The 14,311-nt window shown below is 60.8% G+C and carries 13 protein-coding genes and 1 tRNA gene; 8 read left to right on the top strand and 6 right to left on the bottom strand.

Translation table 11 applies throughout. The features are described from left to right. Nucleotides 1-52 precede the first annotated feature (52 nt). Nucleotides 53-397, top strand: a complete 345-nt coding sequence (locus tag AMC99_RS05055; RefSeq protein ID WP_061923630.1) for an I78 family peptidase inhibitor — start codon at nucleotides 53-55, stop codon at nucleotides 395-397. 40 nt (nucleotides 398-437) lie between these two features. Then, nucleotides 438-1,586 carry an alpha-hydroxy acid oxidase gene (locus AMC99_RS05050; protein ID WP_061923627.1) on the top strand — a complete coding sequence of 383 codons (1,149 nt, stop codon included), beginning with the start codon at nucleotides 438-440 and terminating at the stop codon, nucleotides 1,584-1,586. On the opposite strand, the gene AMC99_RS05045 is transcribed toward AMC99_RS05050, so the two are convergent. Both AMC99_RS05045 and AMC99_RS05040 read right to left on the bottom strand, forming a co-directional pair. Further along, the gene (locus tag AMC99_RS05045) at nucleotides 1,583-2,710 is read right to left on the bottom strand and encodes an epoxide hydrolase family protein (RefSeq protein ID WP_061923623.1); all 1,128 of its coding nucleotides are present in this window, start codon (nucleotides 2,708-2,710) and stop codon (nucleotides 1,583-1,585) included. The genes AMC99_RS05050 and AMC99_RS05045 overlap by 4 nt on opposite strands. A gap of 2 nt (nucleotides 2,711-2,712) precedes the next feature. Further along, complete coding sequence (locus AMC99_RS05040; protein WP_061923620.1) at nucleotides 2,713-3,147, bottom strand: PaaI family thioesterase; 435 nt, start codon at nucleotides 3,145-3,147, stop codon at nucleotides 2,713-2,715. Nucleotides 3,148-3,364: 217 nt separating this feature from the next. On the opposite strand from AMC99_RS05040, the gene leuA reads away from it, so the two are divergent. Then, nucleotides 3,365-5,044: a 2-isopropylmalate synthase gene (gene leuA / locus AMC99_RS05035; RefSeq protein ID WP_061923618.1), complete on the top strand. Its 1,680-nt coding sequence runs from the start codon at nucleotides 3,365-3,367 to the stop codon at nucleotides 5,042-5,044. A gap of 3 nt (nucleotides 5,045-5,047) precedes the next feature. Here leuA and AMC99_RS05030 read toward each other — a convergent pair whose 3' ends face one another. Next, complete coding sequence (locus tag AMC99_RS05030; RefSeq protein ID WP_198143574.1) at nucleotides 5,048-6,679, bottom strand: vWA domain-containing protein; 1,632 nt, start codon at nucleotides 6,677-6,679, stop codon at nucleotides 5,048-5,050. A 294-nt stretch (nucleotides 6,680-6,973) separates the two neighbouring features. Between AMC99_RS05030 and AMC99_RS05025 the strand changes: the two genes are divergently transcribed. Together AMC99_RS05025 and AMC99_RS05020 are read left to right on the top strand one after the other, a co-directional pair. Further along, a complete protein-coding gene (locus tag AMC99_RS05025) occupies nucleotides 6,974-8,020 on the top strand; it encodes an amidohydrolase family protein (RefSeq protein ID WP_061923612.1) in 1,047 nt (348 codons plus the stop codon). A gap of 66 nt (nucleotides 8,021-8,086) precedes the next feature. Continuing rightward, entirely contained in the window at nucleotides 8,087-9,076 is a 990-nt protein-coding gene (locus AMC99_RS05020) for an NAD(P)H-dependent flavin oxidoreductase (RefSeq protein WP_061923609.1), read from the top strand. Here AMC99_RS05020 and AMC99_RS05015 read toward each other — a convergent pair. From AMC99_RS05015 to AMC99_RS05005, 3 genes are all read right to left on the bottom strand, one after another. Then, nucleotides 9,054-9,581 carry an AHH domain-containing protein gene (locus tag AMC99_RS05015; RefSeq protein WP_232301513.1) on the bottom strand — a complete coding sequence of 176 codons (528 nt, stop codon included), beginning with the start codon at nucleotides 9,579-9,581 and terminating at the stop codon, nucleotides 9,054-9,056. The two genes, AMC99_RS05020 and AMC99_RS05015, sit on opposite strands and share 23 nt — an antisense overlap. A gap of 20 nt (nucleotides 9,582-9,601) precedes the next feature. Continuing rightward, nucleotides 9,602-10,414, bottom strand: a complete 813-nt coding sequence (locus AMC99_RS05010; protein ID WP_061923606.1) for a hypothetical protein — start codon at nucleotides 10,412-10,414, stop codon at nucleotides 9,602-9,604. 83 nt (nucleotides 10,415-10,497) lie between these two features. Continuing rightward, complete coding sequence (locus tag AMC99_RS05005) at nucleotides 10,498-10,983, bottom strand: flavodoxin family protein (RefSeq protein WP_061923603.1); 486 nt, start codon at nucleotides 10,981-10,983, stop codon at nucleotides 10,498-10,500. Nucleotides 10,984-11,065: 82 nt separating this feature from the next. On the opposite strand from AMC99_RS05005, the gene recJ reads away from it, so the two are divergent. The 3 genes from recJ (at nucleotide 11,066) to AMC99_RS04990 (ending at nucleotide 14,284) form a co-directional block, all read left to right on the top strand. Beyond that, complete coding sequence (recJ, locus tag AMC99_RS05000; protein WP_061923600.1) at nucleotides 11,066-12,853, top strand: single-stranded-DNA-specific exonuclease RecJ; 1,788 nt, start codon at nucleotides 11,066-11,068, stop codon at nucleotides 12,851-12,853. Nucleotides 12,854-12,911: 58 nt separating this feature from the next. Next, a tRNA-Glu gene (locus tag AMC99_RS04995) sits at nucleotides 12,912-12,987 on the top strand. Between the two features lie 97 nt (nucleotides 12,988-13,084). Further along, on the top strand, nucleotides 13,085-14,284 hold the full coding sequence (locus AMC99_RS04990; RefSeq protein ID WP_061923599.1) for a sensor histidine kinase: 1,200 nt from the start codon (nucleotides 13,085-13,087) through the stop codon (nucleotides 14,282-14,284). Nucleotides 14,285-14,311: the final 27 nt, after the last annotated feature.

The following is a 14,311-nucleotide window of genomic DNA, read 5'->3' as shown; positions in this document are numbered from 1 at the left end:
CAGATGCGAATGCCCGGCAGGAACCAAGATCGGCAGCGGGGGTTTGAGAGCCATGCTCAGACATGCTCTCGCCCTTGCTGCCGCCCTTCCACTAGGCATCGCTGCCTGCGGAGATATCGAAGCCTCCGCCGACAGTTCGGAGACGCCCGTGGCAGTCGCCACGCAGGCAAGTGCCGACGACCTGGCCATCGATCCGTGCAATGCGTCCCGGGCGACAAAGTTCATCGGCGACGAGGCAAGCGAAGAAGCGCGTGCTGAATTGGCGATCGCAGTCATGCCCATCGAAACCGTACGCTGGGTGGCCCCCGGCGAAGCCACGACCGACGATCTCGATCCGAACCGTCTCAACGTGATGTTGGATGTCGACAACAAAATCGAATCCGTCGGCTGCGGTTAATGCGTCGACAGGCGCGTCCACGTGGGCCTAAGACTGCGGGATGCGACTTACAGACTGCCATAATATCGATGATTTCCGGAAGTTGGCGAAAGCGCGGCTTCCCTGGCCCGTATTCGATTACATCGATGGCGCGGCCGATGATGAACTGACCAAGGGGCGCAACACCTCCGCCTTCGACGATGCGGACCTCGTCCCCGACGTGCTCGCGGGCGTGGCGGAAATCGACACGAGTTGCACCATCCTTGGCCGAAAGAGCGCCCTACCCCTCGTGCTGAGCCCGACTGCCGTGCAGAGGGCATTCCATCATGAAGGCGAGACCGCCGTTGCAAAAGCCGCGGCGAAATTCGGCCTGTGGTTCGGTATCTCGAGCCTCGCCACGCGCAGCATCGAAGAGATCGCCGCCCTGACTGACGGGCCCAAGATGTTCCAGCTCTACGTCCACAAGGACAAGGGCCTGAACACTTCGATGATCGAACGCTGCCAGGCCTCCGGCTTCGATGCGATCGCGCTGACGGTCGATACCATCGTATCGGGCAAGCGGGAGCGTTGCCTTCGCTCGGGGTTTACCACCCCTCCCCGTTTCACGCCGAGCGCTGTCTGGAGTTACGCGACGCGTCCGCGCTGGACGCTCGATTACCTGCTGCGCGAGAAATTTCGCCTACCCAACCTCGATACGCATGTCAGCGAAGGCACCGGCAAGGCTGTCAGCATCGCGGAATATTTTAATACGATGCTCGATACCTCAATGGATTGGGACACCGCAGCCCGGATCAGGCAGGACTGGGGCGGGAAGTTTGCGCTGAAAGGCGTGATGAGCGCCAATGACGCGCGCCGCGCGGTCGAGATCGGTGCCGATGCAATCATGATCTCAAACCATGGTGGGAGGCAGCTGGACGGCAGCCGCGCGCCCTTCGACCAGCTGCGTGAGATAGTCGACACGGTCGGCGGCGAAATCGAGATTATCGTCGATGGCGGCGTGCGACGCGGCACGCATGTCCTCAAAAGCCTGTGCGCTGGCGCCACGGCGGCCAGCGGAGGCAGGCTCTACCTCTACGCCCTTGCGGCGGCGGGACAGCCCGGCGTTGAGCGCGCTATCGGCATCCTGAAGGACGAGATCGAGCGCGGCATGCGGTTGATGGGCGTGACCTCAGTGGACCAGCTGACCCCGGAGCGATTGCGCTGGCGCTAAACCATTTTCGCAAAGCAGGCGCGCAGTTCCTTCACGAACAGATCGGGCTGTTCCCAGGCGGCGAAATGGCCGCCCTTCTCGACCTCGTTCCAGTACACGAGATTGGTCAGCGTACGTTCGGCCCATTCGCGCGGCGCAGGCAGGATTTCCTTGGGAAAGGCGCTCGCACCCGATGGAATGGATACCTCTCCCGCACCGAACCTTGCGAAGCTTTCCCAATATAGCCTGGCGGCAGAGGCGCCGGTCGCAGGCAGCCAGTAAAGCATGATGTCGTCGAGCACCTGGTCCATGGACAGAGCATCCCATGGCGATCCGTCATTGTCGGTCCAGTAATAGATTTTCTCGAGTATCCATGCGGCAAGCCCGACCGGCGAATCCACGAGCGAATAGCCGATGGTCTGCGGGCGGGTGCTTTGCTGCTTGGAATATCCGGAATCCCATTCCTGGTAGAAACCGAGCGCTTTCAGCGCTTTCAGCACCCTCGGGTCCTGGCTCGCCATGTCGTCCGGGCCAGGACGACCGATCGGCATATTGAGGTGGATCCCCTTGCACCCCTCGGGCGCGAGCTGGCCGATGGCGGTGGTTACGGCGGCACCCCAATCGCCGCCTTGCGCAACCCATTCGCTGTAGCCGAGCCGTTGCATCAGCTCCGCCCACGCCCGCGCGATCTTCTCGATCCCCCATCCGGTCAATGCCGGTTTCCCTGAAAATCCGTAACCGGGGAGCGAAGGCGCAACGACATGGAAAGCCAGCGCATGCGGATCGCCTGGTTCGGTCAGTTCGTCGATGACGCCGAGAAATTCAACCACCGAGCCCGGCCAGCCATGCGTGATGACCAGAGGAATCGCATCGGGACGAGACGACCGTTTGTGCAGGAAATGGATCGAAAGGCCTTCGATCTCGGTGGTGAATTGCCCGATCTCGTTGAGCCTCGCTTCGCAGCGCCGCCAATCGTAGTCGAGCCGCCAATAGGCCACCAGTTCCTGCAGCGCTGCTAGCTTCGTTCCCTGCGACCAGTCGTCGACCGGCTCCTGCTCGGGCCAGCGCACGTGATCCAGCCTGATCGCAAGCGCTGCGAGTTCCTCGTCGGGAATGGCGAGATGGAACGGCCGGATTTCAGCCATCCTCAGGCCCCTGTCGCTTTCTTCGATGCGGCGACAACACGCGACATGTCTGCCAGAAGGATCGTGCTCGTCGCTTTCGCCAGCACGGTCCCGTCGGGCGCCTTCAGGTGGCCCTCGTAGAACGTCGTACGTTTGCCGTGTCGTTCGACCCAACCTTCGGCAATCACCTTGCCGGGCCGCGCAGGCGCGAAGAAACTGACCTTCAGCTCCAGCGACATCGGCACGATGTCGCGGCCGTTCTTCGCCATCGCAGCATGCGCCATCGCGGCATCGATCCATCCGGTGATGAAGCCGCCCTGCACCACGCCGCCCGAATGGCACATCGAAGGCTTCGCCTCGTATTCCAGCGTCGCACGCCCTTCCGGATCCAGCTTCACGACCCGGATCAATCCCAATGCATCGTGCAGCGACTGGTCGGCCTTCGTATCTTCGGACATTCCCTCAACTCTCCCCAATGGCAGTTTTCTGCTGTTCTTCCTTGCCATGCGGGAAATTATCGGCAATTGAAACCGTCATGACGCGTAACGGATCGCTGCTGCTTCTACGACTTACACGCCCTTGGGCGTGACTTGCCGCGTGCCCTGAACGGCGCGCCGGGCGCTCAAGGGACCGATCTTCGACCAGCACAACAATTCTCGTTACGAGCAGATTTCCATGCCCATGCTTTCCGATCCCAGCCACAAGTACCGGCCCTTTCCGCAAGTTCCGTTGCAGGACCGCCAATGGCCCAGCAGGACGATCACGTCCCCGCCGCGCTGGCTGTCGACCGACCTTCGCGACGGCAACCAGTCGATCATCGACCCGATGGATGCAGTGAAGAAGAACCGGTTCTTCGATCTCCTTGTCGAAGTCGGAGTGAAGGAAATCGAGGTCGGTTTCCCCAGCGCCGGCCAGACAGAATTCGACTTCATTTCCGGGCTCGTCAGGTCTGACCGCATCCCCGACGACGTGATGGTCCAGGTCCTGACGCAGAGCCGTGAGGACCTGATCCGGACAAGTTTCGAAAGCCTCGAAGGCGCACGCGCTGCCATCGTCCACCTTTACAACGCGGTCAGCCCGGCATGGCGCGAGATCGTGTTCCGCATGTCGAAAGACGAAGTACGCCAGATCGCCGTCGCGGGTGCCAAGGTGCTGCGGGACGAAGCCGGCAAGCGACCGGACACAGACTGGCATTTCGAATACAGCCCCGAGACGTTCTCTACCGCAGAGCTCGATTTCAGCATCGAGGTTTGCGAAGCGGTTATGGAGGTGCTCCAGCCAACTCCCGATCACCCGATCATCCTCAACCTGCCCGCGACGGTCGAGGCTGCGACGCCCAATATATACGCCGACCAGATCGAGTATTTCTGCCGCAACCTGCCCAATCGCGAGAGTGCAGTCATCAGCCTGCACACCCATAACGATCGCGGGACCGGCGTTGCAGCGGCAGAGCTGGGACTGATGGCGGGCGCTGACCGCGTTGAGGGATGCCTGTTCGGCAATGGCGAGCGGACCGGGAACTGCTGCCTCGTGACGGTGGCGCTCAACATGTACACGCAAGGGGTGAACCCGGGTCTAGATTTCTCGGACATCGACCGGGTGATCGAGACGGTCGAATATTGCAACGAACTGCCGGTCCACCAGCGCCACCCCTATGGCGGCGAACTGGTGTTCACTGCCTTTTCCGGATCGCACCAGGATGCGATCAAGAAAGGATTCGAGGCACACTCGCAGCAGAACGACGAGGAATGGCGCGTCCCCTACCTGCCGATCGATCCGGCAGACCTCGGCCGCAATTACGAGGCTGTCATCCGGGTCAATTCGCAATCCGGCAAGGGCGGGTTCGCATGGGTGCTAGAGCAGGACCAAGGCCTGAAGTTGCCGAAGAAAATGCAGGCGGATTTCTCCAAACATGTCCAGCGTATGGCCGACGAGTTAGGCCGGGAACTCAACGCGGCAGACATCTGGGATGCTTTCCGTCACGCCTATCACGTCAAGACGCACCCGAAGCATTTCCAGCTGGTCGACTACGAGGAAAGCCGCGCTGCCGATGGCACGCGCATATTCTCGGGCAAGATTGCGGTCGAAGGCCAGGAACAGACGGTCAGCGGTCGCGGCAACGGCCTGATTTCGTCAGTGATCGCCACGCTGGAGGACAGCTTCGGGCTGGATATCAGCGTTGTCGATTACACCGAGCATGCTCTGGGATCGGGCCGCGACGCGCGCGCAGCTGCCTATCTCGAATGCATATCGGGTGACCAGACCATCTGGGGCGTCGGCATCGATGAAGACATTGCAACCGCCAGTGTTCGTGCGGTCCTCAGCGCTGCTAACAGCGCAATCGCGCTGAAGTGACCGTCAAGGCAGCTTGCTGAGCTTCAGCTTGGCAAGCCCTGCCTGGTCATCCAGCGCCAGCTTGCGCCCCTTGTCCTTGACCGAATAGTTGAAGACGAGGTCGGTGTTGTCGATCAGCAGGCGCTCGCCTTCATGCTGGTAGGTCTGCCTCGTCACGGCATCTTCAGAATGCTCGTGGCGCGGATAGATCAGAAAACCGCCGGCAGCGGTAATCTCGACGATGTCACCCTGTTTCGCACCGATCAGGCCTTTCTCGTAGCGGACCTCCCACCGGCCCAGCAGTTCTGACGGGGCGGCTTTGTCTTTCGCAAGGGCCATGTTCTGGGCCAGCTTCGCCACCATTGCCCGTTCGCGTTCGAGCAAGGGGATTTCGCCGCGCGCCAAGCGTGCATTGAGATACGCGACCAGTTCGATGGCACGATCGCGATCAACGCCGGAATGCCAGATGCCGAGCGCATTTGTCAGCACCTCGTATTCGTCGATCAGGTGCTGCGCCGTCACCAGACCCTGTGCCGGAGTTGCAGAGGTTCCGACGATGCTCGCCGGTCCTTCACCTGCGATGGCAAGCCGAACCAGTGCATCCGTGCTCTCTGCACGCTCGCCGCCAGTTTTCGACAAGGCAAAATATATCCCGTCGCGGCGGTTGCGCAGGAATGATGGCCCGACATCCAGCGACACGGCACCGTTTTCGGCATGCGACACGAGCTCTGGCGGGACGCCGTAGATTGCCGAGATCGAATATCCTGCGGAAGGAGAGATGGTTATGGTCCCCTTGCCTGACGGGCCGCCTTCCATCGCTGCCCATTCAGCGGCAAAAAACTCTTCGGCAACGTCGCTTGGACCCATTTCGTGGAAGCTTCCGCCCGGCATCGACGAAAGGGCAAACGCAACCGCATTGTCGAACCGCTGGTCCACGCCGACGAAACTGAGGCCGATGCCGCGTTCGGCAGCTTTTCCGGCCAGATCCATGAAGCTACCGCCGCGCCCTTCGTAGATATTGGGCAGCTGGTCCGTGAGAAGGATGACACGACTCGCGTCTTCTTGGATGGCCTGCTGCAATCCCATTTCGAAGCCGGCGGCCATATGGGTCTCGCCGCCGGCCTTCAGGCCACCAATGGCGTCTTCGATTTCATTCCGTGCGCCGGCAACCGGCGAGAATTCGCGGACGACATGAGCAACCTGACCGAAGCTTACGACCCCCAGCCTGTCCTGGTCGCCGATCCGGGAAAGGATAGAGCCAAGGCCCTGCTTCACGGCATCGAGTTTCCAGCCGCGCATCGAACCCGAACGATCGATCACGAGGACAATGCCGTTGGCATCGCGTGCCTGATCCACAGCTGCCCCTGTATCGGCAGCAAGCGATATGCCGACAAAGAATGCAGCATCGGGCCGCATCGCCAGGTCCGCTGCAATCGCTTCCCCGGCAATGCATACCGGCTGACCGCAAGGGTCGGGAGCCGGCAGCGAGAGCCGGTGTTCGGCGAGCAGCGTTTCGAGGGAGATGCTTTCGGCAAGCGGCACGAACTGGCTCTGCGCCACGACCTTGCGGAAATCCCTGATCTTGGCCGCGCCTTCGACCTGCTCCAGATCGCTGGCCACGATGTCCGGCGCGCCGCTTTCCTGCGCGGAAGCCAAACCCGTAGTTCCCAACAAGAGCACTGCCAAAGCAATGCGACCGCTCGACCCGATCATTCGTTTCCCTCGCTCGATATCCGACCGCATCCTAGCACAGCCAGTCTGGATTGCCGCGACCGATGATACAATTTCCTACCTTCTTTTCATCAACTAAACATCGGGGGATGCTGGTTTGCTCGTCAGAAAGCCACAATTCCCGAACTCGGCTGCCGCGAAACAACCGGCAAGTTTCTCTTGTCAGGACAGTGTTCCATGTGTTCCATCCAGTAGGAAAACTGGGAGACAATTGCGGCCATGCCTGAACAGATAATCGAACCCGACCTGCCGATCATCGATCCACACCATCACCTGTGGGACCTGCGTCCGATGATCGGCGCATTTCCGGAGCCGCTACATCCGTTCATCTCTGCCCTTCCCGACAACGCCTATTACACCTTCGACCAGCTTCATGCGCACATGACCAGCGGTCACAACGTGATCGGCACGGTCTTCATGGAGTGCGGTGCATTCTACAACGCAGCCTATGGCGATGCGAAAAAGACCGTCGGCGAGGTCGAATTCGTCAATGGCGTTGCGGCACAGGGAGCCAGCGGCCTTTATGGCGACCTGCGCCCCTGCGCAGCGATCATCGGCCACGCCGATCTTCAATTGGGCGATGGGGCTGCCGAAGTGCTGGAAGCGCTCAAGGCTGCCGCACCGGGAAGGTTCAAGGGCATTCGTCACCAAGGCGCCTGGGATGCCGATCCCGAGGTGCTGGGTGCGCCCTTCCATGCACCGGAAGGACTCTATCTCGACGCGACTTTCCGCGAAGGCTTCGCCCATCTCGGGAAGATGGGGCTCACCTTCGATGCTTGGGTGCTCGAACCGCAGTTGCCCGACGTCATTTCGCTGGCAAAGGCGTTCCCGGACCAGCCGATCTGTCTCGATCACTGCGGCACGCCTCTCGGCATGGGCAGCTATCACGGAAAACTGCATGAACGCTTCGACACCTGGCGTCACAACATTCGCGAGCTGGCCCAGTGCGAAAATGTTGTCGTGAAGCTCGGCGGCCTGGCGATGGCGTTCTGCGGCCTGCCGGATAAGGGCCCCGCAGCAGGAACAGGCTCGGAAGACCTTGCTGCCATGTGGCGCCCCTATGTCGAAACCTGCATCGACGCATTCGGACCGGCGCGCGCAATGTTCGAAAGCAATTACCCGGTCGACTATTGGGGTGCAGAATACCCGGTCCTGTGGAATGCCTTCAAGCGCCTCGCCACAGGTGCCGGACAGGACGAGAAACGCGCCCTGTTCGCGGGCACCGCAGCGCGGTTTTACGACATCGAGGATATTCTACCGTCTTGATGCCTCGACATTGAAGCCGAGCGCGCATAAGCCAAACAAAAGTTTTAAGCTGCAACGGAGTTTTGGATGTCTCTTCCTGCCCCTTTCGATCGCCTGCGCCTTCCGCTGATCGGATCCCCGCTGTTTATCGTGTCCGGTCCCGAACTGGTGATCGCGCAGTGCAAGGCCGGCGTTATCGGCAGCTTCCCCGCGCTCAATGCGCGTCCGCAGACCTTGCTCGACGAATGGCTGCACCAGATCACGGAAGAACTGGCCAAGCACAATCGCGAGAACCCTGACCGGCCCGCCGCTCCGTTTGCGGTCAACCAGATCGTCCACAAGACCAACGACCGTCTCGATGCCGACATGGCGACCTGCGCCAAATGGCAGGTGCCGCTCGTCATCACTTCGCTCGGCGCGCGCCCGGAAATCTTCGACGCCGTACGCAGCTGGGGCGGCATCACGATGCATGACGTGATCAACAACCGCTTTGCCCACAAGGCGATCGAAAAGGGTGCGGACGGCCTTATCCCCGTTGCGGCAGGTGCGGGCGGGCACGCCGGCACGCAATCGCCCTTCGCACTGATGCAGGAAATCCGCGAATGGTTCGATGGACTGGTCGCCCTGTCGGGCTCCATCGCCAATGGCGCATCGATCCTTGCTGCCCAGGCGATGGGCGCTGATTTCGGTTATGCCGGCAGCACCTTCATCGCCACTGAAGAGGCCAATGCGGTCCAGGCTTACAAGGACTGCATCGTCGCGAGTAGCGCCGACGAGATCGTCTATTCGAACCTGTTCACCGGTGTCCACGGCAACTACCTGCGCCGTTCAATCGAAGCGGCCGGAATGGATCCGGACAACCTCCCTGTCAGCGATCCCAGCAAGATGAATTTCGGAAGCGGCGGCAATACCAAGGCCAAGGCATGGAAGGACATCTGGGGCTCTGGCCAGGGTGTCGGCGCGATCAAGTCCGTCGGAACGGTCGAGGATATGGTCTCGCGTTTCGAGCGCGAATATCACGCGGCCAAGAAGGCGCTGGACGCAAAGTCCGCCTTCAAGCCGTGGATTGCGCAGTAGATCGCCACAGTTCCTCTGCCATTGCATCGAGTTCTGTAAAATCGAACCCAGTGCCGACGGGGTCCTTGCGGTTCAGGATTATCCGGCGACGCTCTTCCAGGAGACGGCGTCGGAGAGCAAGCTGCAGCAGCTGAAGCCTGAAGATGGCGTCTATCGCAGCGCGCCCGTCATCTGAGGGATGTTTCGACGCCCATGCGGTTTCGATCGAGCCGACGCGCTCGATCACGATTTCATTGTAGTGGCGGTGCGGTCCGCGATGGAGTGGCAGCCCCATCGCGATCGCCCTTCCCTCGGTTGACGGAAGCAAGAGGCCGTTGGAGCGAAAATCGTCGAAGCCGAGACTGGCACAGCCCACACGGGCGAAAAAATTGCCAAAGCACCTACGGCTGATCAATTGGCGCGGCAGGATATGGTGCCGCTGGACGTCGTCGAGATAGCCGGGCGCATCGCGGCGATTGACCGAACGAAACGGAATCGCCTTACGGCGACTGATTTTGCGACCCAAAAACCCCTCCGCTTCCGCCGCTAACCCGGCCGGATATGAACCTCCGCGCCCCTCGCCTCGGGCGTCATCACAAGCCTGCTTCCGTCGGGCGCGATGATGTCTTCACGCTCCGACAGTTTGCCGGTCAGTACGAGTTGATTGACGATCCGCGATCCCAACCGCGTGGCTGCGAGCCTGTCACTGGCCAAAAGCGGATCGATGACGATTTCCTGTCCGATGAAATGCGCAAGGCCCACTGATCTCAAGGAGCCGCCCCCGCCCGCTTCGAACGTTGCCAGTCCGGGCGCCGGGAAAGGCCCGCCGCCCAGCCAGGCACTGACCGTGGATTCGAAGTATCGCCTGCCGATCATGGCCCCCGCCGGCATCCAGGCGACAGCAGCAAGTGTCCCGAAATGCGAGACGAGGTCGCGTGCAAGTTCCATCATGACGCGGATGACTGGAAGAGTTCGTTCGCCTCCGGACAGATGTGCGCCGGGCGCCATGCAAATGGCTTCCCATTCCATGGGGCCGTTCGCGTCCTTTATGTCGAACAACTGACTGGCAGTTGGCATGGCTATGCTTTCGCCCGGAGTGAGGCCGGACAATTCGAAAGTCAGCCCTGAACTCAACATTTCAAGCCAAGCAGGTGCTGCCTCCCGAGGTTTCGCCCCGTCGGCAAGTTCGGATGACGAACTGGCCGGATCAAACGAAATGCCGTGCTGCGGATCGGCTGCAACAAAGGATTGCAGGCCATCACGGTCCGGGCGGGTTCCTGCCTCGAACAGCAAATAGATGCCATGATGGCAGGCATGCTGCTTCGAAGGCTGCGCCGAGGTGCCGTTCTTGTCGCTCAATATCCCGTCCTGAGAGCAGTTTAGTGATTTACGATCTGGCGTCGAGTCAGGTTAGCGCCAAATTCGATATTTCATTCAGCAGTTTAGAAAATACCGAGGCGCAGTCCCTCTGCCATTCCGGAACCGAGATCCTGGCAATCATCGATTATGGATTGCGGCACAGTTTTCATGGCGAGTATTTCCGCAGGCGTCTGTGCGTCGAAATTGACGATCATCTCGTCCATGACCCGGCGCAGCCGCCAACCTGTAGCGATGCGATCGATCTGGCGCTGTGCGCCCTCGCCATCCGAACCAGCGGCAATGATCGTGGCGTAGGCTCGCCCCTCTATCGATCCGAGCAACGGATAATACAGCCTGTCGAACATCTCTTTCATCATCCCGCTCATGCTTGCGAGATTTTCCGGGCAGACGAAGCAATAGGCACCGGCGGACTCGAAATCTTCGCGCCGCACTCCCTCTGCTTTCAGCAGAAGTGCTGCCTCGCCAGCCCCCTTCGCGACCGCTTTCGCCATCGCTTCACTCGCACCGGTCCGGCTGTGCCAGACGACCAAAAGCGTCTTCTCGCTCATATGCTTGGTGAAGCCTGCAGCCTGTCGATTGTCAATCTCGCGGCACTGGCAGCGACTGGCCCGATGGTTTATCCTGCATCGTATGGCATCGCGCGCAATTTCAGCAGCATTAGGAATCGAACACTCGCTATCCGGCAAGAAGTGGCAGTGGCGTGGCGGCAATTTCGGCATCGAAGGCGGTATTTCGGGCCTCGAGGACGATATTCTCACGCAGCTCTTGCTTACGCGCGGCGTGGCACGAGAAGACATCGAGCGTCATGCGAAACCGACCCTGAAGGGATTTCTGCCGAACCCGTCCGAATTTCGTGACATGGACGTGGCAGCCGAACGCATCGCGCAGGCGATACTGAGCGACGAAAAGATCACGATCTACGGCGATTACGATGTCGACGGCGCGACAAGCGCGGCCCTGCTGGTCAATCTTCTCAAGGATCTGGGTGTCGACGCAGGCTATTACATTCCCGACCGCCTGCTCGAAGGATATGGGCCAAGCGGCGAGGCGCTGGTGCGGCTCGGCGATGAAGGGTCGAGCCTGATCGTTACCGTCGATTGCGGGGCAATGGCGCACGAGGCATTGAAGCAGGCAAGCGATGCGGGCGTCGATGTCATTGTCGTCGATCACCACAAGTGTTCTCCCGACCTTCCCATCACGGCAGCCTTGGTGAACCCCAACCGGCTCGACGAGAACGACCTCGCCAGTTCGCACGGCCATTTGGCGGCAGTAGGTGTCGCATTCCTGCTGGCGATTGCTCTGGTTCGAACCTTGCGAGCCCAAGGCTACTTCGAGAACCGGCAAGAACCCGACCTGATGGGGTTGCTCGACCTCGTCGCCCTGGGGACAGTTGCGGATGTGGCTGCCCTGCATGGGCTCAACCGCGCTTTTGTCGCGCAAGGCCTGAAGGTGATGGCGCGGCGTGATCGCATCGGCATGGCAGCACTCATCGATGCAAGCCGATTGAACCGCGCACCAAAGTGCAGCGATCTCGGCTTCGCACTAGGCCCCCGCATCAATGCAGGCGGCCGTGTGGGCGAATCGACCCTCGGCGTCAGGCTGCTCACCACGACCGATATGGATGAAGCACGCGCGATCGCCGAACAACTTTCGGCCCTCAACGAAGAGCGCCGCGCGATCGAAGCGGAAGTGCAGGAGGCGGCGGAAAGCCAGATCGACAGCCAGCACAATCGCGGCGTCATCCTGCTATCCGGTCACGGCTGGCATCCCGGCGTGATCGGCATCGTTGCTGGCCGGATCAAGGAAAAGACCGGCAAGCCCTCGATCGTTATCGCACTCGATTCGGAAGAAGGCCTTGGCAAGGGTTCGGGCAGATCGATTAGCGGCGTCGACTTGGGAGCGGCGATTATTGCTGCCCGCGAACACGATCTTCTCGTCGCAGGCGGCGGCCACGCCATGGCTGCCGGTCTGACCGTAGAAGAGGCCAAGTTGAATGCATTGTCCGAGTTTCTCGACGAGCGGCTTGCGAAACAGGTCATGCTCGCGCGCGAGAACCAGGAGATGCAGATCGACCTTGCCGTTTCCGCAGGCGGCCTGACACCCGATCTGGTCGAGACGCTCGAACGCGCCGGCCCCTACGGCGTCGGCTGGCCCGGTCCTCGCGTGGCCGTTGGCCCCGTCAGGATCGTGAAAGCGGACATCGTGGGCAAGGATCACTTGCGAATCATCGCTGCGGGCCAGGACGGGCGGTCGTTCAAGGCGATCGCGTTCCGTGCTGCGGAAAGCGATATGGGTCAAACCCTGCTGCAACGTCACACGGGGGCGCTCTTCCATCTCGCAGGTCGCGTCAAAATCGACGATTGGGGTCCACGCCCCCAGGCCGAATTGCATCTTGAGGATGCGGCCCGAATTAATTGAACAATCGGGGTTGACCCCAATGAACGACCCGCCTAGAGGCGCGTTCTCGCAAGCGAGTGGCCCCTTCGTCTAGCGGTCTAGGACGCGGCCCTTTCACGGCTGAAACACGGGTTCGAGTCCCGTAGGGGTCACCACCTTCCTTCTACCAGGTGGTGCTTCAACAGCGTGTCGAACATGACACGCGCTCCTTGCGACTTCACATCACGATTACTCCTGTTATGGCCTGCCTCGATGGATTCGGGGCACCAGATACCGGTTGCCGGCATTTTGCTGGCCCTAGCCGCAGGCATTGCGATGCTGGTGTTTCGAGTCGACGTTTTCCTCGTCATCGCCGTTCTCGTGATCTGGATCGGGTCGCTGATGCTCGCGCATTCCAGGCCTCCTGAAATCCAGTCGAACAAGCGCTCGCAGCCTCTCATGCGAGAAGCAATCGCAGAACTGATCGAAAGCTCCTACACCCCGCTGCTGGTGACCGATCGCGACCGGGTGGCAATTGCCAACAGATCGGCACGCCAGATCCTGGGCAACCATATCATCGGACAGGACGTGCGTGTGGCCTTCCGCCATCCCGAAGCCATCGCCCTCCTCACCGATGACCGCAACGGAACCGCCGTCGTGCGCGGTCTCGTCCAGCGTCGCGACATCTGGCGGATCAGCCGCCAGTCGGTCGGGGACGATCTGGCAGTCATCGAATTGATCAACCAGACGGCCGAAGCGGACATCAGCCGCGCGCACACGGACTTCGTTGCCAATGCCAGCCATGAGCTGCGCACCCCCCTCGCCTCAATCATCGGTTACGTCGAAACGCTCGACGACGATTCGGATTCGATCGATCCGGCGACATCGAAACGTTTTCTCGAGCGCATCAGGCAGGAGGCCAACCGGCTGCAGAACCTTGTCAGCGACCTGATGTCACTGTCACGGGTCGAGGCTGAAAAGCACGACCTGCCGGAAACCGTCTTTTCTCTCATGCCTGTCGTAGAGCGCGCGGCGCGCGACGGTGCGGGACACGACCGCTTCGCCCGCGTGGAGTTGTCGACCGAAGAAGACTTCCACATCAGGGGTGACGAGCGGCAGATCGAACAGCTCGTGCGGAACCTCGTCGACAACGCGCTCAAATACGGCGCGCCGGACGAGAAGGTCACGGTAGAACTGAAATCTGCTCGCAACCGCCAGGTATGTCTTTCGGTAACCGACCGCGGCGAGGGAATTTCACCGGAGCACCTGCCCCATCTCACCCGGCGATTCTATCGCACCGATCCCGGTCGAAGCCGGGCATCAGGGGGTACCGGCCTCGGTCTTGCGATCGTCAAGCACATCGTGGAGCGCCATCGCGGGCGTCTCGACATCGAAAGCGTTGTTGGAAAAGGCACGACCTTTTCCGTCAGGTTCCCGGTCGCGCAGTCGACACCAGAACCGGATCAGGACTAAAAATCACTGTTATCCACAGGGTTTCCA

The sequence above is a fragment of the Altererythrobacter epoxidivorans genome (assembly GCF_001281485.1).
GTDB classification, from domain to species: domain Bacteria; phylum Pseudomonadota; class Alphaproteobacteria; order Sphingomonadales; family Sphingomonadaceae; genus Erythrobacter; species Erythrobacter epoxidivorans.
This window is presented reverse-complemented; position numbering and strand designations above follow the sequence as displayed.